This window comes from Comamonas serinivorans (assembly GCF_002158865.1).
Taxonomy (GTDB): domain Bacteria; phylum Pseudomonadota; class Gammaproteobacteria; order Burkholderiales; family Burkholderiaceae_C; genus Comamonas_E; species Comamonas_E serinivorans.
In genome coordinates this window covers 1,295,162-1,312,256 of the sequence record NZ_CP021455.1, presented here as the reverse complement: position 1 = coordinate 1,312,256, position 17,095 = coordinate 1,295,162, and the positions used below count along the sequence as shown (strand labels likewise).

At 68.6% G+C, this 17,095-nt stretch carries 14 protein-coding genes; 8 read left to right on the top strand and 6 right to left on the bottom strand.

Translation table 11 applies throughout. From position 1 onward, the window contains the following. Positions 1-121: 121 nt before the first annotated feature. On the bottom strand, positions 122-1,090 hold the full coding sequence (locus CCO03_RS05555) for a tripartite tricarboxylate transporter substrate binding protein BugE (RefSeq protein WP_087284241.1): 969 nt from the start codon (positions 1,088-1,090) through the stop codon (positions 122-124). Between the two features lie 489 nt (positions 1,091-1,579). On the opposite strand from CCO03_RS05555, the gene CCO03_RS05550 reads away from it, so the two are divergent. Beyond that, entirely contained in the window at positions 1,580-2,497 is a 918-nt protein-coding gene (locus CCO03_RS05550) for an AEC family transporter (protein ID WP_087278321.1), read from the top strand. A gap of 104 nt (positions 2,498-2,601) precedes the next feature. Here CCO03_RS05550 and CCO03_RS05545 read toward each other — a convergent pair whose 3' ends face one another. Both CCO03_RS05545 and queG read right to left on the bottom strand, forming a co-directional pair. Further along, the gene (locus tag CCO03_RS05545; RefSeq protein WP_087278319.1) at positions 2,602-2,784 is read right to left on the bottom strand and encodes a DUF4124 domain-containing protein; all 183 of its coding nucleotides are present in this window, start codon (positions 2,782-2,784) and stop codon (positions 2,602-2,604) included. A 136-nt stretch (positions 2,785-2,920) separates the two neighbouring features. After that, on the bottom strand, positions 2,921-4,120 hold the full coding sequence (queG, locus tag CCO03_RS05540; protein ID WP_157667817.1) for a tRNA epoxyqueuosine(34) reductase QueG: 1,200 nt from the start codon (positions 4,118-4,120) through the stop codon (positions 2,921-2,923). Between the two features lie 51 nt (positions 4,121-4,171). Between queG and tsaE the strand changes: the two genes are divergently transcribed. The 7 genes from tsaE (at position 4,172) to CCO03_RS05505 (ending at position 11,700) form a co-directional block, all read left to right on the top strand. Next, positions 4,172-4,690 (top strand): tRNA (adenosine(37)-N6)-threonylcarbamoyltransferase complex ATPase subunit type 1 TsaE, encoded by a 519-nt coding sequence (gene tsaE, locus CCO03_RS05535; RefSeq protein ID WP_087278316.1) that lies wholly within the window; start codon positions 4,172-4,174, stop codon positions 4,688-4,690. Continuing rightward, a complete protein-coding gene (locus tag CCO03_RS05530) occupies positions 4,687-6,237 on the top strand; it encodes an N-acetylmuramoyl-L-alanine amidase (protein WP_087278313.1) in 1,551 nt (516 codons plus the stop codon). The genes tsaE and CCO03_RS05530 overlap by 4 nt, the downstream gene beginning before the upstream one ends. A 627-nt stretch (positions 6,238-6,864) precedes the next feature. Then, positions 6,865-7,335, top strand: a complete 471-nt coding sequence (locus CCO03_RS05525; protein ID WP_087278310.1) for a rhodanese-like domain-containing protein — start codon at positions 6,865-6,867, stop codon at positions 7,333-7,335. Positions 7,336-7,359: 24 nt separating this feature from the next. Next, positions 7,360-8,301, top strand: a complete 942-nt coding sequence (epsC, locus tag CCO03_RS05520; protein ID WP_087278307.1) for a serine O-acetyltransferase EpsC — start codon at positions 7,360-7,362, stop codon at positions 8,299-8,301. A gap of 3 nt (positions 8,302-8,304) precedes the next feature. Beyond that, a complete protein-coding gene (locus CCO03_RS05515; protein WP_087278305.1) occupies positions 8,305-8,577 on the top strand; it encodes a helix-turn-helix domain-containing protein in 273 nt (90 codons plus the stop codon). 60 nt (positions 8,578-8,637) lie between these two features. Next, positions 8,638-9,576, top strand: coding sequence for a family 2A encapsulin nanocompartment shell protein (locus CCO03_RS05510; RefSeq protein WP_087278299.1), 939 nt, complete (start codon positions 8,638-8,640; stop codon positions 9,574-9,576). Positions 9,577-9,636: 60 nt separating this feature from the next. Next, the gene (locus tag CCO03_RS05505; protein ID WP_236904108.1) at positions 9,637-11,700 is read left to right on the top strand and encodes a family 2A encapsulin nanocompartment cargo protein cysteine desulfurase; all 2,064 of its coding nucleotides are present in this window, start codon (positions 9,637-9,639) and stop codon (positions 11,698-11,700) included. 487 nt (positions 11,701-12,187) lie between these two features. On the opposite strand, the gene CCO03_RS05500 is transcribed toward CCO03_RS05505, so the two are convergent. The 3 genes from CCO03_RS05500 to CCO03_RS05490 all read right to left on the bottom strand — a co-directional run bounded on the left by CCO03_RS05500 (position 12,188) and on the right by CCO03_RS05490 (position 16,836). Next, a complete protein-coding gene (locus CCO03_RS05500; protein ID WP_157667515.1) occupies positions 12,188-12,922 on the bottom strand; it encodes an SIMPL domain-containing protein in 735 nt (244 codons plus the stop codon). Positions 12,923-13,436: 514 nt separating this feature from the next. Further along, positions 13,437-14,612 carry an acetyl-CoA C-acyltransferase gene (locus tag CCO03_RS05495; RefSeq protein ID WP_087278293.1) on the bottom strand — a complete coding sequence of 392 codons (1,176 nt, stop codon included), beginning with the start codon at positions 14,610-14,612 and terminating at the stop codon, positions 13,437-13,439. Between the two features lie 118 nt (positions 14,613-14,730). Continuing rightward, positions 14,731-16,836, bottom strand: a complete 2,106-nt coding sequence (locus CCO03_RS05490; protein WP_087278290.1) for a 3-hydroxyacyl-CoA dehydrogenase NAD-binding domain-containing protein — start codon at positions 16,834-16,836, stop codon at positions 14,731-14,733. Between the last annotated feature and the right edge of the window lie 259 nt (positions 16,837-17,095).

Below are 17,095 nucleotides of genomic sequence, written 5' to 3'. Positions count from 1 at the left end.
CGCCCTCGAGGCGGCTTTTGCGTGGGCAGGTCCCGGCGATACCGGAGACTCACTTCATCGGGCAAAAAAAAGCGCCACAGGGCGTGGCGCTTCAGCTCGGCGGACCGTCGAGGCGGTCCGATCAGTCCAGCGTCAGCTTTTGCTTGGCCACCACTTCCTTGTAGATGGCGTACTCGGCTTCGATCTGCTTGGCGAACTGCTCGGGGGTGTTGCCCACGACGATGGAGCCTGTGTCTTCGATGCGCTTGCGCACGGCGGGGTCCTTGAGGGCGGTGACCACGGCGGCATGCAGCTTGTCCACCACGTCCTTGGGCGTGCCCTTGGGCGCCAGGATGCCGTAGTACGCCATGCGGTTCACGGGCTCAAGGCCGACTTCCTTGAAGGTCGGCGTGTCGGGGATGGCCTTCACGCGTTCGGACGACGCCACGACGATGGGCACCAGCTGACCCTGCTTGATGAAGGGCAGTGCCGACGGCAGGTTGTCGAACATGATGGGCACCTGGCCGGCGACCACGTCGTTCAACGCCGGGCCGGCGCCCTTGTAGCCGATGTGCTGCATGTCCAGGCCGGTCAGGCTCTTGAACAGCTCGGTCTGCATGTGGCCGATGCCGCCCGTGCCGGACGAGGCGTAGGAATACTTGCCCGGCTCTTTCTTGATCAGTTCCATGAAGGACTTGAAGTCCTTGGCGGCGAACTTGGGGTTGACCACGACGATGTTGGGCGTGGCGGCGATGTTGCTGACGGCCACGAAATCCTTGATGGGGTCGTAGCCGGTCTTCTTGTTGATGGCAGGGTTGGCCGCCGTGGTGGACACCGTCGCGATGCTGATGGTGTAGCCGTCAGGCTGGGCGCGCGCGGCTTCCTGGGCGCCAATGATGCCGCCCGCGCCGCCCTTGTTGTCGACGACCACCTGCTGGCCCAGGGCCCGGCTCATGGGTTCGGACATGACGCGCGCGATGATGTCGGTGGTCCCGCCGGCCGCAAACGGCACGATGAGGCGAATCGGTTTGCTGGGAAAAGCGGCCTGGGCAAAGGCCTGACCGGACACGCAGGCCAGAACAGCCAGGGCCAAACAATGACGTCGTTGCATGAACATCTCCAGAACAAGGGCGCGTGGATTTGCGCGGGTGACCAACGCGCGTGGGTGAACGCGCGACGCTGCCAAGAACGCCCCGCCTGCACCTCGCACACAGGGGATTCCAAGTGCCGGGATGCTAGCAGTCAAGCCAACAGATCAACACCGTGAATCCCCCGTGATAACCCTAGGTCAATCCTCGTTGGCATGGCGAATTTCACGCCCCGTGCCGGCGCTGCACCGGTTTCGCCGGCAGTCGACTGCCCCCATCTGCGGGTCAGCCTGGCGCAGCGCCAGCGCCAGCGCCGGCACAGGCAACACCGGCACGCCCACACCAAGCCCGCCACCCCGGCTGCGCACGCCGACACCACAGCGCCGCTGAATCCGGCCCGATCAGCAGCCCCCGCGCGCTGCGCCTGACAGCGGATCGCCCACGGTGCCGGCCCCGGTGGCTGGGCGACACGCGGGTCGGGCGCCTGCTCAGGCAGCGGCTATGCTGCGCGGGTGAACTACCCCGCCCTGCTGTTCCCCGATTTCTCGCTCATCGCGCTGGGCTACCTGCTGTGCCGCTACACGGCCTTGAACCGCCCCATCTGGCAGGCCGCCGAGACCCTGGTGTATTACCTGCTGTTTCCGGTGCTGCTGTTTCATTCGGTGGTCAAAAGCCCGATCGACCTGCAGGCGGCCGCCAACCTCATCGCGGCCGGCGTAGCCCTGGCCGTGATCGGCACGGCGCTGGCCTACGCGGTGCCGCACCTGCCGGGGCTGAAACCGCACATCGACCGGCACGACTGGGCGGGCACGGCGCAGGTGGCGTTCCGCTTCAACTCCTTCATCGCGCTGGCCATCAGCGGCCCCATCGCGGGGGCGGAGGGCCAGCTCATGATGGCCATCCTCGTCGGCATCTACGTGCCGCTGGTGAACATCTCGGCCGTGTGGCCCATGGCGCGGGGGCGCAACACCGGCTTTGTGCGCGAGCTGGTGCGCAACCCGCTCATCATCGCCACGGCCCTGGGCTTGGCGGCCAACCTGGCCGGCTTTCGCATGCCGGCCCTGCTCGAGCCCACGGTGACGCGCATCGGCGCCGCCTCGCTGGCGCTGGGGCTGATGGCCGCGGGCGCGGGCATGCAGTTCGCGTCCCTGGCCAAGGCCAAGGCGCTGGCCGTGTCCATGCTGCTGATTCGCCACCTGTTGCTGCCCGTGACGGCCTGGTTGCTGGCCTGGGCCTTGCAGCTGGACACCACGCAGACCACGGTGCTGCTGGCCTTTTCAGCCGTGCCCACGGCGTCGAGCTGCTATGTGCTGGCGGTGAAGATGGGCTACAACGGCCCCTTCGTGGCCGGCCTGGTGACGCTGTCCACCCTGCTGGGCATGCTGAGCCTGCCGTTTGCGTTGGGGGTGCTGGGACAGCTGCCCCGTTGACGGTGGATGGCTGGTTCAAGCCCAGCCATGAATTCTGGAGTATGGGCTCGTCTTCGTTTTTTAAAAAACGGGAATTCGGTCGTACTCCATCAACATCATCCACCTTACCTGTGACGCACATCCGCTGGCGGCGGACGGTCGCTGAACGCCTTGCGGCCGTCGCTGCCGACCCATTGCCATTGAGCAAAGGCTTGCGCAGAGACCAGACACAGGCTCGCAAGCACCAGGGGCGAAAAAACGTTACCCGCGGGGACCGGGACCTGACCGCTTGACGAGAAGCGGGCCATCGCCCGCCCCCTTCCATGCCGTCATCACCCTCAGCCGAGTCGAGGAAGGCATCCTCGACCTGGCTGCGCCCGATGCCGTGGCCCTTGAACGTCGAGCCGCCGCGCAGGTGCGCCGCTCGATGCGCAGCCCTGCGGATCAGCGGTCGCCCGGGCCGGCATCCGCACCATGCCGCGCCAGCGACCAGGCCACCTGCTCGCGCACCACGGGGTCGGCGTGGTCCTGCCAGCGCGCCAGGGCCTGCACGACATCGCGCCGCTGGGTGGTCGTCAGCGGCGCCGAGGCGGCGTTGCCCATCACCAGCGCCACGTTGCGCAGCCAGCGGGCATGGCCGATGCGGCGGATGGGGCTGCCCTCGGTTAGGCGCAGGAACTCGGCTTCGTCCCACTGCATCCAGCGCACCAGCTGGCCGGCTTGCAGGTCGGGTCGGGCGTCGAAGTCGGGCAGGTCGCTGGCCTGGGCGAACTTGTTCCAGGGGCAGGCCAGCTGGCAGTCGTCGCAACCGTAGACATGGTTGCCCACCAGTGGCCGCAGGGCGGGGTCTATCGGGCCCGCGTGCTCGATGGTCAGGTAGGAGATGCAGCGCCGGGCATCGACCCGGTACGGCGCGACGATGGCGCCCGTGGGGCAGGACGTGATGCAGGACGTGCACTGCCCGCAATGGCCAGCTTGTGCCGACGTGGCCGGCAGCGCCAGGTCGACGAACAGCTCGCCGAGGAAAAACAGCGAGCCGGCATCGCGGCTGAGCACCAGCGAGTGCTTGCCGCGCCAGCCCAGCCCGGCCCGCGTGGCCAGCTCGGCCTCGAGCACCGGGGCCGAGTCGCAGAACACGCGGTGGCCGAAGGGCCCCAGCTGCTCGGCCATGCGGCGCTGCAGCTGCTGCAGGCGGTTGCGCACCACCTTGTGGTAGTCGCGCCCCCGGGCATAGAGCGAGACCACGCCGTCGCCCGGCGCCTGCAGGCTCTGCCATTCGCGCTGGCGCCAGCCGGTCGTCGCGCCTGCGGCAGCGGTGGCGGCAGGCATGGCCACGGTTGACGGCACAGCGGCCAGGTCATTCGCCTCGGCCACCGGCGACGTGGGTTGGCCGGCCAGCGCGGCCCCATCTGCCGCTTGCAGCGCTGCGCGCGGCAGGTAGTTCATGCGCACGCTGATGACGCTCACCGTGCCGGGCACCAGCTCCGCCGGCCGCGCGCGCTTCAGGCCATGGGCCGCCATGTAGGCCATGTCGCCGTGAAATCCTTGGGCCAGCCAGGCCTGCAAGCCCGCCTCGGCGGTGTGCAGATCAATGCCGGCCACGCCGATTTGCGAGAATCCAAGGTCTTTCGCCCAGCCGGCCACCTGATCCACGAAGCGATGCGGGTCAAACGGCGGGACAGCAAGGTGTGAAACGTGAGTGTCAACCACCCCCCGATTGTAAAAAGCAGCCCCAGCGCTTCGGCCGACGCGTCGCTGTCGCTCGCCTGGCGCACCGAGGCCGACACGCAGGCCTTCGCCAGCCGGCTGGCCGCCACCGCCGCCGTGCGCAACGCCTTCATCGCCCTGCATGGCGACCTGGGGGCCGGCAAGACCACGTTCGTGCGCCTGCTGCTGCGCGCCCTGGGCGTGCAAGGCCGCATCAAAAGCCCGACCTATGCCGTGGTGGAGCCGCACGAAGCGGGCGATCTGGCCATCTGGCACTTTGATTTCTACCGCTTCACCGACCCGCGCGAGTGGGAAGATGCCGGTTTTCGTGAACTGTTTGCCACCCCGGGCCTCAAAGTCGCGGAATGGCCAGAACATGCGGCTGGCGCCCTGCCCACCGCCGACCTCGACATGCACATCCTGACCCTAGACGACGACACCCGCCAGGTGCATTTGCGTGCCGGCACCCCCACCGGACTCGCCATGCTTGAGCAGGTGCGCGCATGAGCAGCCGGCCCCAAGACCACGCCCCCGCCGCCCGGCTCCAGGCCGCCGACCAACCCACCAGTACGCAGCGGCGCCGACTGCTGCAGCAAGGCGGCAGCCTGGTGCTGCTGCTGGGTGCCGGCCAGCTGGCCTGGGGCGCCAGCATCGTGGCCGTGCGCATCTGGCCGGCCGAGGACTACACCCGCGTCACCATCGAGTCGGACACCAAGCTGCAGGCCTCGCACCAGGTGATCGAATCGCCGAACCGGCTGGCGGTGGACATCCACGGCCTGCAGCTCAGCCCCGAGCTGCGCGAGCTGGTGGGCAAGGTCCAGGCCGACGACCCCAACATCAGCGGCATCCGCGTGGGCCAGAACGCCCCCGAGGTCGTGCGCATGGTGATCGACCTCAAGCAGTCCATCAAACCCCAGGTGTTCACCCTGCAGCCGGTGGCGGCCTACAAGCACCGCCTGGTGTTCGACCTGTACCCCAGCCGGCCGGCCGACCCGCTGGAGCAGCTGATCGCCGACCGCATGCGCGACCCGCTGGCCCCGAGCGCCAACGTCACCGAAACGGCCAACCTGCGGCCGGGCACCGGCGCGGGGCTGCAGGCCCCCGGCGCCTCGGCGGGCGAAGACCCGCTGGGCGAGCTGATCGCCAAGCAGACCGGCAGCGCCGCCGTCGTGGTGGCGGGCACGGCCCCCTCCCCTGCGCCGAGGCCGCGGCCGCCGGCACCGGCGCCGCGCCCGCCCGCGCCCAGCAAACGCCCCCCCTCGCCCATCGAGCTGGCGGCCGGCGAATCCAGCGCCACCGGCCTGCAGTCCTCGCGCGGCAAATCGCGCACCGACCGGCTGATCATCGTCGCCATCGACCCCGGCCATGGCGGCGAAGACCCGGGCGCCATCGGGCCCAATGGCACGCGCGAAAAAGACATCGTGCTGCAGATTGCGCACCGCCTGCGCCAGCGCATCAACGCCGCCACCATCAACGGCAACCCCATGCGCGCCTTCATGACGCGCGACGCCGACTTCTTCGTGCCCCTGAACACGCGGGTGTCCAAGGCGCGCTCGGTGCAGGCCGACCTGTTCATCAGCATCCACGCCGACGCCTTCACCAACCCACAGGCCAACGGCGCCAGCGTGTTCGCGCTGAGCCAGCGCGGCGCCACCAGCTCGGCCGCACGCTGGCTGGCCAACAAGGAAAACGAGGCCGACCTGATCGGCGGCGTCAACGTCAACTCGCAAGACCGCCACGTGCAAAGCGCGTTGCTGGACATGAGCACCACCGCGCAGATCCGCGACAGCCTGCAGCTGGGCAGCCATGTGCTGAACGAGATCGGCGGCTTCGCACGCCTGCACAAACCCCGCGTCGAACAGGCCGGGTTTGCCGTGCTCAAGTCGCCCGACATCCCCAGCATCCTGGTCGAGACGGCCTTCATCAGCAACCCGGGCGAAGAAGCCAAGCTGCGCACGGCGGCATACCAGGACCAGATCGCCGACGGCATCATGAAGGGCTTGCGCACCTACTTCGCCAAAAACCCGCCGCTGGCACGCAGCCGCAGTGTTTGAGCGGTCTGCGCCGGCGTCCGGCGCTACCCTCAATGGAGTATCCACCCCTTGCCGATGTATTTGAAACGGCAGTGGCACCATACTCCATGACACATCACCTGATCTGGAGTGAACAGGCTGCCCAGGCGGGGCGCTGACGGCCGCCGCGCCTGAGCGAGGTCGCCCGCCTCGTCATGAGGCCCGCCGAATCGCAAACGCGCCTCGACCTACGGCCGCTTGCCCCTCCTGCGCCTGCGGCTCGCCAACTTCGCCACGCGCCGTCAGCGGTGGGCCGTGCCCTCCCCGAGGCATCTCGCGGGCCATCCCGTGGTTCGAGGGGCCGCAGGTGCTCGATACGCGTCATGGGGCGGGCACGCGCTCGCTGATCGGCTGACGGTTTCGGCCGCGGTGCGCGCATGCCGCAGCCAAGGCAGGAGCCAGCTCGCACACCCGGCCAGTCCAGCCCCAGGGGCATCGACGACATCGCCTCGCTCAGTGCCCTCCAGGCCGCGACCTGAGTCCTCCCCGTTCACCCGAAAGCAGTCATATCTGTCTTCTGCATATGGGTGGGTGTTTTTATTCGTTCTTCATCGCTGGTGCGCTTTCTACATTGTGGGTGTGTCCTCCTGAACACCACACCACAACACCATGAGCACCACCACCCTCACCGAGATCCCCGAACTGCAGGCCGCCCGCGAGTCGGCCCAGGCCCAGCAACTGCCGCATGCCGGCAGCGTCGAGCCCACCGTGGCCTGGCAGCTCGTCCAACGCGGCCACGCGCTGCTGGTGGACGTGCGCTCGGCCGAAGAACGCAAGTTCGTCGGCCACGTGCCCGGCAGCCTGCACCTGCCCTGGGCCACCGGCACCTCACTGACGCGCAACCCGCGCTTTGCCCGCGAGCTGGCGGCGCTGGCCGCCAAGCACGCCGACCAGGGCGCGCTGCTGCTGCTGTGCCGCAGCGGCAAACGCTCAGCCCTGGCGGCCGAGGTCGCCGCGCAGGCTGGCCTGACCCACGTGTTCAACGTGAGCGAAGGCTTTGAAGGCGATCTGGACGATGCGCAGCAGCGTGGCCACTTCAACGGCTGGCGCTACTACGGCCTGCCCTGGACCCAGGACTGACCCCCACCCCGCAGGGAGCCCACGATGTTTGAGATGACCATTGCCGATGTCGTTGACGAGCTGCGCGGCGTGCGCGAGTCCTGGCGCGAGCGCCAGGAGCGGCACGATTTCGCCAACCGCGAATTCCCCTCGCGCGACGCCATCGCGCAGGTGGCGGCGCAGTTGCGCGGCGTGCTGTTCCCGCTGCGCCTGGGTCCGCCCGACCTGCGCCAGGAAAACGAAGACTTCTACGTCGGCCACACGCTGAGCCAGGCCTTGCAGACCCTGGCCGCGCAGGCCGGCAACGAGTTGCGCTTTCGCAACCGGCTGTTCGCCCAGAACACGCCCGACATCGACGCCCAGGCGGGCGAAGCCATCCGCCGCTTTGCCGGCACCCTGCCCGGGCTGCGGCGCTTGCTGGACACCGATGTGCTGGCGGCCTACCACGGTGACCCGGCCGCGCGCAGCGTGGACGAGGTGGTGCTGAGCTATCCCGGCGTGCTGGCGCTGATCCACCACCGGCTGGCGCACGAGCTGTATGTGCAGGGCCTGCCGCTGCTGGCGCGCATCCTGGCCGAGCTGGCGCACGGCGAAACCGGCATCGACATCCACCCCGGCGCGCAGATCGGCTCGGGCTGCTTCATCGACCATGGCACGGGGGTGGTGATCGGCGAGACCGCCATCATCGGCAAGAACGTGCGCATCTACCAGGCCGTCACGCTGGGCGCCAAGCGTTTTCCCAAGGACGCGCAGGGCCACCTGCAAAAGTCCTGGCCGCGCCACCCGATGGTGGAAGACGACGTCGTCATCTACGCCGGCGCCACCATCCTGGGCCGCGTCACCATCGGGGCGGGCGCCGTCATCGGCGGCAACGTCTGGATCACGCACGACGTGCCCGCCGGCAGCCACGTGCACCAGGCCTCGGTGCAGCACGAACGCAACACCCGCGGCAACCCCTCGGCAGCGCCGGCAGACGTGGTGGTCTGAGCCATGGCCGTGCAGTTCCTGCTCGACTTTGGCCTGGCCGTGCGGCAGCAGCGGGAAGCCCGCGGCTGGTCGCAGGAGCTGCTGGCCGAGCACGCCGGCCTCAACCGCTGCTACATCGGCGAGATCGAGCGCGGCCAGGTCGTGCCCTCGCTGCTCACGCTGCAGAAGCTGGCGCACGCCATGCAGCTGCGGCCCACCGAACTCATGGCCTGCGGCGAAACCATCGCCAGCCGGCGCCATGCCAACCAGGCGCGCTTGATGGCGATAGCCGGTTGAAGCCGTGCTCCCCGGCCGCGAGACTGCTCGCGCCGTTCCATCCCTTCACAGAGAGTTTTCATGACCGCAACCGTTGGCGGAACCACCGCCCTGGGCGACAACGCAGCCCGTCAGTTGGCCAATGCCACCAAGACCGCCCCGCAACTCGCCACCATCACGCCGCGCTGGCTCACGCACCTGCTGCAGTGGGCCCCGGTCGAGGCCGGCATCTACCGCGTGAACCAGGTGAAGAACCCCGAGGCGATCAAGGTCACCTGCACCGCCCGGGAAGAAGAAAACCAGCTGCCACGCACCTTTGTGGACTACGAAGAGCGCCCGCGCGAGTACTTCCTGAATGCCGTGTCCACCGTGCTGGACGTGCACACGCGCATCTCCGACCTCTACAGCAGCCCGCACGACCAGATCAAGGAGCAACTGCGCCTGACGATCGAGACGATCAAGGAGAACCAGGAGAGTGAGCTCATCAACAACCCCGACTACGGCCTGCTGGCCCAGGTCGCGGACGAGCAGCGCATCTTCCCGCTGACCGGCGCGCCCACGCCGGACGACCTGGACGAGCTGCTGACCAAGGTCTGGAAAGAGCCTGCCTTCTTCCTGGCGCACCCGCTGACCATCGCCGCCTTTGGCCGCGAAGCCACGCGCCGCGGCACGCCGCCGCCCACCGTGAGCCTGTTCGGCTCGCAGTTCATCACCTGGCGCGGTGTGCCGCTGATCCCCTCGGACAAGGTGCCCGTGGCCGACGGCAAGAGCAAGATCCTGCTGCTGCGCGTGGGCGACCGGCGCCAGGGCGTGGTCGGCCTGTTCCAGCCCGGCCTGCCCGGCGAACAAAGCCCCGGCCTGTCGGTGCGCTTCATGGGCATCAACAACCACGCCATCGCCAGCTACCTGATCTCGCTGTACTGCTCGCTGGCCGTGCTGACGCCCGACGCGCTGGCCGTGCTCGACGACGTCGAAATCGGCAAGTACCACGACTACTCGGTGCTGGACACCTACAAGTAAGCGACGGAGTCGGACTTGAGTTTCACCCCTCCTCAGCCGACCAGCCCGCACGGGCTGGCGCTGCCCGGCACCGGCTGGCAGCCGCCTGGCGACCCCGGCCCGCTGGACGCGGCGGCCCTTGCGCAACTGGCCTCGTCCCTGTTCCGGGCGCTGCCCGGCGAATCACCTGCGGGCGCGCCCGCACCGGGCAGCCTGCAGGCGGCGCCGTCCGCCACCTCGCACGCCTCGCCGCCCGCCAAGCCGTTCGGCGTCCAGCCGGCCAGCAACCCCGCCCCGCCGGGCTCCCCGCTGGCCAGCCCTGTGGGCCTGTCGCCCAACCTGCCCGGCACACCCCTGCCGCAAGGCCAGCTGCCCGGCACCAACCTGTTGCCCAGCAACCCCGCCCAGGTGTTGACGCTGGTCAACCGCGCGCCGGCCCTGCTGCCCCACGCCCCGGCGGGCAACGGCGTGCCCGACCTGCCTTTTGCCGCCCTGCCCGGCTACGAGCCCCGGCTGGCCAGCGCCACCGATGGCGTGCCGCAGGCGGTCGGTGCCGCGGGCCCCGCGCCTGCACTGGCCTCGCACGCGTCGGCGGGCGACGCCAACTCGGCCTCGCCGTACTACTTCGTGAACCCGGCCTTCGGCCAGCCCGGCGTGGCGCAGCCCGTGCCCGCGACACCCACCGCGCCCGCCGATGGGCTGGAGGCCCTGGCCCACGCCGCCACGGCAGCCCTGGCGCCCACGGCCACCGTGCCGCTGGTCCAGCCGCCCACCCCGGCAGCGCCGGCCGCAGCCACGGCCAGCCCCGAGCCCCGGTTCTACTTCGTGGACGTCACGCTGCCCAACGGCTTTGTCACGCCGGCCAAGCCCCATCCGCAGGGCACGGCGCCAACCGACCTGCCCCAGGCCCAGGCCGACCGCCACCCGGGTTTCGACGTGAACGCCGTGCGGCGCGACTTCCCCATCCTGGCTGAGCGCGTGAACGGCAAGCCCCTGGTGTGGCTGGACAACGCCGCCACCACGCACAAGCCGCGGCAGGTGATCGAGCGCATCGCCCACTTCTACGCCCACGAGAACTCCAACATCCACCGCGCGGCCCACACGCTGGCCGGCCGCGCCACCGACGCCTATGAGCACGCGCGCGAGGTCGTGCGCCGCTTCATCCATGCGCCCGAGGTGAGCGAGGTGATCTTCGTGCGCGGCACCACCGAGGCCATCAACCTGGTGGCCAAGGCCTGGGGCGGGCAGAACGTGGGCGAAGGCGACGAGATCATCGTCAGCCACCTGGAGCACCACGCCAACATCGTGCCCTGGCAGCAGCTCGCTCAGGCCAAGGGCGCGAAGCTGCGCGTCATCCCCGTGGACGAGCAGGGCCAGATCCGCCTGGACGAGTACCAGAAGCTGCTCAACGCCCGCACCAAGCTCGTGGCCATCGGCCACGTGTCGAACGTGCTGGGCACGGTGGTGCCGGTGAAGGACGTGGTGCAGCTGGCACGCCAGCGCGGCATCACCACGCTGGTCGACGGGGCGCAATCCATCGCCCACACGCCGGTCGACGTGCAGGACATCGGCGCCGACTTCTTCGTCTTCTCGGGCCACAAGATCTTCGCGCCCACCGGCATCGGGGTGCTCTGGGGCCGGCGCGAGGTGCTGGAGGCCATGCCCCCCTGGCAAGGCGGCGGCAACATGATTGCCGACGTCACCTTCGAGAAAACGGTGTTCCAGCCGCTGCCCAACACCTTCGAAGCCGGCACCGGCAACATCGCCGACGCCGTGGGCCTGGGCGCCGCCCTGGAGTACGTGGAGCGCATCGGCATCGCGACCATCAGCCGCTACGAACACGCGCTGGTCGACTACGGCATGCAGCAGCTGGGCAGCATCCCGGGCCTGCGCCTGATCGGCACCGTGCCGGGCAAAGCCAGCGTGCTGTCCTTCACCCTGGCGGGCTACACCACGGATGAAGTCGGCCAGGCCCTGAACGCCGAGGGCATTGCCGTGCGCACGGGTCACCACTGCGCCCAGCCCATCCTGCGCCGCTTTGGCGTGGAAACGGCCGTCCGGCCCTCGCTGGCCTTCTACAACACGTTCGACGAAATCGACCAGCTGGTGACCGTGGTGCGCCGCCTGGCCGGCCAGCGCCGCTGAGGTTGAACACCAGATCAACGGGCGTGCCGCCGAAAGCGGCACGCCCGTTGGCGTTGGAGGGGGTCACGCGAAGGCGGTGCGCGCCGGTGGGGGCGGCCGCCCATCGCCGGTCAGGCCAGCGCGTGCACGCCGGGCTGCTGCCCTGGCACTGTGGCTGTCAGCATTCAGACACCAGAGTATGCAGCCCTCACCGTTTCTGAATCAACGGCAAACAGGTCATACCCCACGCCTCAAAAACAGCGCCTGGGTGCAGCGGACCGACAGGATCACCGCCCTGCAGCGGTCTGCGCAGAGCCGGTTGCCCACGCACCTTCCACTGCAGGCCCGCCACCGCGCCATCCCGGACCGGGTCGGCGCCGGGCGCGGCACCGCCAACGCCCCTGGGCGATGTGACCGGCCGGCACACACCTCGGCTTTTGCACGCCGGTGGCGGCGCAGTGACCATGGGCGGCGCGCTGACCCTGCAGCAGGCCACCCACGCCACCGATCAGCGCAGCAGGTTCACGGTCCCGCTGACCGACACCGACACCTCGGTCTTGCCGGGCTCCAGGGTCAGCGGCTCAGCCGGTGCGCCATCGGCTTCGGCGCGTGCGCCCTTGAACATGCGCGTCGACATGGGCTGCGCCATCTGCGGCTGCTGCAGGGCCACGTTCTTGTACGAGGTGCTGGCAAAGCCCAGGGCCTTGGCCGTGGTCTGGGCCTTGAGCTGGAACTCCTGCACGGCCGCACCGATGAGCTCGCGCTCGGCCTCCTGGCGCTTGGCCGTCGACAGGAAAAAGCCCGCGCCCTGCAGCCGCGCCTTGTCCATCAAGGCGCTGGCGGTCTGCGCGACCTGGCCGGTCTGCGTCGATTCGATGCGCAGCTCGAGGTGCGAGCGCCAGCCCGTGACCTTGTCGCCCTTGGGCGCGTAGATGGGCGAGGTGTACATGCCCTCGGTGCGCACATCGAGCTGGCCAGCCTTGCGGGCCAGCGCCACAACTTCGGCCAGTGCGGCCTGGGCCTGCTGCTGCGCCGTGGCCTGGTCCTTGGCCTCGCGCTCGACGGCGAACAGCGCCCAGGCGGTGTCCTCGGGCACCTGGCGGCTGGCGCTGGCTTCGAGTTGCAGGGTGGGATGAGCCGATCGCTCGGTGCTCGAGGTGGGTTCCATGGTGGTCTGGGCAAAACTGGTGGTGGCAGCGCCCGACAGCGCAAGGGCCAGCAACAAAGGGGTGAGGCGAATCATGGGCACGTCATGCAAATGAAAAGCTGCGAGTGTGCGTCAGGACGCCCGGCGATGTGTGACACGCCGTCATGACCTGACGCGACGCCTGGCTGCGCGTGGCGCCGGCTGCAAGGTGGCGCCGACTGCAGCGGGACGCCCGGCAGTCACAACGCCAGGCTGCAACGCGCGGTCGGCCGATCGCCCATCGCACGGGCTGCGCGACAAGCGCATCAGGAACAAACCCCGCGCGGGCGTCGGCGTTCAGCCCGTTCGGCGCCCACGCCAGAGCACGGCCTGGGCCGCAGCGCGCCGGGCCACTGCCGGGCCGCAAGCACCGCGACGCCGTCGTGGGCGATCCGGCCTCGTTCAAGCGGCCGGGTGGCATCCAAAAACAATGCCAGTATGCAGGGTCCACCGTTCATTCCAAAACGGCAACTTCTGCATACTGGCATCGGACCTCGACTCAAGGCGGTGCACCTGAAGCGCATCACGCGCCCACCGAAGGGACGCGTGGGCACTCAGGCGCAGGCCGGCTTCAGAGCACCTCGAACACGCCGGCGGCGCCCATGCCACCGCCGATGCACATGGTCACCAGCACGCGCTTGGCGCCACGGCGCTTGCCTTCGATCAGCGCATGGCCGGTCAGGCGCTGGCCCGACACGCCATAGGGGTGGCCCACGGCGATGGCGCCGCCGTTCACGTTCAGGCGGTCGGCCGGAATGCCCAGCTTGTCGCGGCAGTAGATGACCTGCACGGCGAAGGCTTCGTTCAGCTCCCACAGGTCGATGTCGTTCACCGTGAGGCCGAGTTTCTTGAGCACCTTGGGCACGGCGAACACGGGGCCGATGCCCATTTCGTCGGGCTCGCAACCGGCGACGGCAAAGCCCAGGAAGCGGCCCAGCGGCTTGAGGTTCTTCTGGCTGGCGTAGCTTTCGCTGACCAGCACGCAGGCGCCTGCGCCGTCCGAGAACTGGCTGGCGTTGCCCGCCGCCACCACGCCACCGGGAATGGCGGGGCGGATGCCGCGGATGCCTTCCACGGTGGTGCCCGCGCGGATGCCTTCGTCGTGCTCGACCGTGACCTGCTTGGTGATCAGGCCCAGGTTCTTGTCCACCACGCCGGCGGTCACGGTGATGGGCGCGATCTCGGCCTTGAACAGGCCGGCCTTGAGCGCGGCGTCCGCCTTTTGCTGGCTGCCGGCGCCGTACTCGTCCATGGCCTCGCGGCCGATGTTGTAGCGCTTGGCCACCTGCTCGGCCGTTTGCAGCATGTTCCAGTAGATCTCAGGCTTCATGGCCTTGAGCTCGGGGTCGACGATCATGTGCTTGTTGGCATGGGGCGCCACGCACGAGATGCTTTCGACGCCGCCGGCCACATAGACGTCGGCCTCGCCGGCGATGATGCGCTGCGCGGCCAGGGCGATGGTCTGCAGGCCCGACGAGCAGAAGCGGTTCACGGTCTGGCCCGACACGGTCACCGGCAGGCCGGCGCGCAGGGCGATCTGGCGCGCGATGTTGGAGCCGGTCGCGCCCTCGGGCGTGGCACAGCCCATGATCACGTCGTCGACCTCGGCGCCGTCGATGCCGGCACGCTGCACGGCGTGCTGCACGGCATGGCCGCCCAGCGTGGCGCCGTGCGTCATGTTGAAGGCGCCCTTCCAGCTCTTGGCCAACGGGGTGCGCGCGGTTGAGACGATCAATGCGGATGTCATGAATGTTCCTTGAATGCGTTGCGCTGCGTGTCCGCGGCATCACCACGGGGTATCAACCAGTTGCCGTTCACTGCTGAACGGCAACACACGCATACTGCGTTTGATGGGAGGCCGTCGATCAGGAGAAGGTCTTGCCTTCGGCCACCAGCTTCTGGATCAGCGGTGCGGGCTCCCAGAACTTCGGATCGGCCTTGGGGTTGCGTGCGAAACGCTTCATGGCCTCTTGCACGTTGTACAGGCCCACCTCGCCGGCATAGTGCATGGGGCCACCGCGGAACATCGGGAAGCCGTAGCCCGTCAGGTAGATCATGTCGATGTCGCTGGACTTGCTGGCGATGCCCTCTTCGAGGATGCGGGCGCCTTCGTTGACCAGGGCGAACACCAGGCGCTGCACGATCTCGTCGTCGCTGATCTTGCGCGGCGTGATGCCGTGCTCCTTGCGGTAGTCGTCGATGATTTGGCCCACCACCGCGCTCGGGATGGGGTCGCGCTGGCCCGGTGCGTAGTCGTAGAAGCCGGCGCTGGTCTTTTGACCAAAGCGGCCGAGCTCGCACACCTTGTCGGCGATGCTGGGCACGTTGGGCAGCAGGCCCTCGGCGATGCGGCGCTTGCGGATCGCCCAGCCGATGTCGCCACCGGCCAGGTCACCCATGCGGAACGGGCCCATGGCGAAACCGAACTTCTCGATCGCCTTGTCGACCTGCTGCGGCGTGGCGCCCTCTTCCATCATGAGGTGGGCTTGCGCGCTGTACTTGGCCACCATGCGGTTGCCGATGAAGCCGTCGCACACGCCCGAGACCACGGCCGTCTTCTTGATGGTCTTGCCCAGCTTCATGACCGTGGCGAGCACGTCCTTGCCGGTCTTGTCGCCGCGCACCACCTCGAGCAGCTTCATCACGTTGGCGGGGCTGAAGAAGTGCAGGCCCACCACGTCCTGGGGACGCTTCGTGAAGTCGGCGATCTTGTTCACGTCCAGCGTGGAGGTGTTGGAGGCCAGGATGGCACCGGGCTTGCAGACCTCGTCCAGCTTCTTGAACACCGTTTCCTTGACGCCCAGGTCTTCGAACACGGCCTCGATGACCAGGTCCACGTCCTTCAGCGCGGCGTAGTCCAGCGTGGGCGTGAGCAAGGCCATGCGCTGCTCGTACACCTCGGGCTTGAGCTTGCCCTTCTTGACCTGCGCCTCGTAGTTCTTGCGGATGGTGGCCAGGCCCTTGTCCAGCGCTTCCTGCTTGGTTTCGAGGATGCTGACCGGGATGCCCACGTTGAGGAAGTTCATCGTGATGCCGCCGCCCATGGTGCCGGCACCGATGACGCCCACCGACTTGATCTCGCGCACGGGCGTGTCGCTCGGCACGTCGGGGATCTTGGCGGCCGCGCGCTCGGCGAAGAACAGGTGGCGCAGGGCACGCGATTCGGGCGAGGCCATCAGCTGCTCGAACAGCTCGCGCTCGCGGCGCATGCCTTCGTCGAACGTGGCGCTGGTGGTGGCCGCCTTCACGGCCAACAGGTTGTTCATGGGGGCCGGCAGGTTCTTGGCCATGCCGCCCACCATCTGTTCGGCAAAGCCGAAATAGGCCTCGCCCTGGGGGTGCTTGCAGGGCAGGTCACGCACCATCGGGTAGGGGCCGGGCTTGGCCGCGGCTTCACGCGCAAACGCAGTGGCCTCGTCCATCAGCGACGCGGCCGTGGCGGTCAACTTGTCGAACAGCTTCTGGCCAGGCGCCTTGGCCAGCACCTCGCTGGGCACGATGGAGCCGTTGACGATCATGTTGACGGCGGCCTCCACGCCCAGCACGCGCGGCAGGCGCTGCGTGCCGCCGGCGCCGGGCAGCAGACCCAGCTTGACTTCAGGCAGGGCCACCTGGGTGCCTGGCGCCACCACGCGGTAGTGACAGCTCAACGCCAGCTCCAGACCACCGCCCATCACCACGGAGTGGATGGCGGCCACCACGGGCTTGGGAAACAGCTCGATGGTCCGCATGATGGGGTGCAACCCGGGCTGCTTGCCCGCGTTGGCGGTGCCGAACTCGGTGATGTCGGCGCCGCCGCAGAAGGCCTTGCCCTCACCGGTGATGACGACGGCCTTGACGTTGGCGTCTTCCAGGGCCTGGTCCAGCCCCTTCGAGATGCCCAGCCGCGTGGCGTAGCTCAGCCCGTTGACGGGCGGATTCTTCAGCGTGATCACGGCCACATCGCCGTTCACCTTGTACTCTGCGGTCATCCATTGCTCCTGTGGTTGGATGGTGGGCCTGGCCGTTGCCAGGCGAAGGAAAAAAAGTCACCGGCGCGCGCCAACCGGCGCCCGCGGGGGTGGCGTCGGGCAATCGTCGGCGCTCAGGTGCAGCCGCTGCCAGCACTTCGGCGACAGCAAACTGCATGGTGGAATGTCATGCAAACCTGTTCACAGTATGCCCGGATTTGCGTTTCTTACTCAACGGGAAGCACACCATACCCCATGCAGCATGAGGTTGATGTGGATC

What these genes read in the sequence shown, in the direction of transcription:
- CCO03_RS05545 (WP_087278319.1), bottom strand. Translation starts at nt 2,784, where the DNA reads ATGGCCCGCTTCTCGTCAAGCGGTCAGGTCCCGGTCCCCGCGGGTAAC.
- CCO03_RS05500 (WP_157667515.1), bottom strand. Translation starts at nt 12,922, where the DNA reads ATGATTCGCCTCACCCCTTTGTTGCTGGCCCTTGCGCTGTCGGGCGCT.
- CCO03_RS05510 (WP_087278299.1), top strand. Translation starts at nt 8,638, where the DNA reads ATGACCGCAACCGTTGGCGGAACCACCGCCCTGGGCGACAACGCAGCC.
- CCO03_RS05525 (WP_087278310.1), top strand. Translation starts at nt 6,865, where the DNA reads ATGAGCACCACCACCCTCACCGAGATCCCCGAACTGCAGGCCGCCCGC.
- CCO03_RS05495 (WP_087278293.1), bottom strand. Translation starts at nt 14,612, where the DNA reads ATGACATCCGCATTGATCGTCTCAACCGCGCGCACCCCGTTGGCCAAG.
- CCO03_RS05515 (WP_087278305.1), top strand. Translation starts at nt 8,305, where the DNA reads ATGGCCGTGCAGTTCCTGCTCGACTTTGGCCTGGCCGTGCGGCAGCAG.
- CCO03_RS05555 (WP_087284241.1), bottom strand. Translation starts at nt 1,090, where the DNA reads ATGCAACGACGTCATTGTTTGGCCCTGGCTGTTCTGGCCTGCGTGTCC.
- epsC (WP_087278307.1), top strand. Translation starts at nt 7,360, where the DNA reads ATGTTTGAGATGACCATTGCCGATGTCGTTGACGAGCTGCGCGGCGTG.
- CCO03_RS05530 (WP_087278313.1), top strand. Translation starts at nt 4,687, where the DNA reads ATGAGCAGCCGGCCCCAAGACCACGCCCCCGCCGCCCGGCTCCAGGCC.
- CCO03_RS05490 (WP_087278290.1), bottom strand. Translation starts at nt 16,836, where the DNA reads ATGACCGCAGAGTACAAGGTGAACGGCGATGTGGCCGTGATCACGCTG.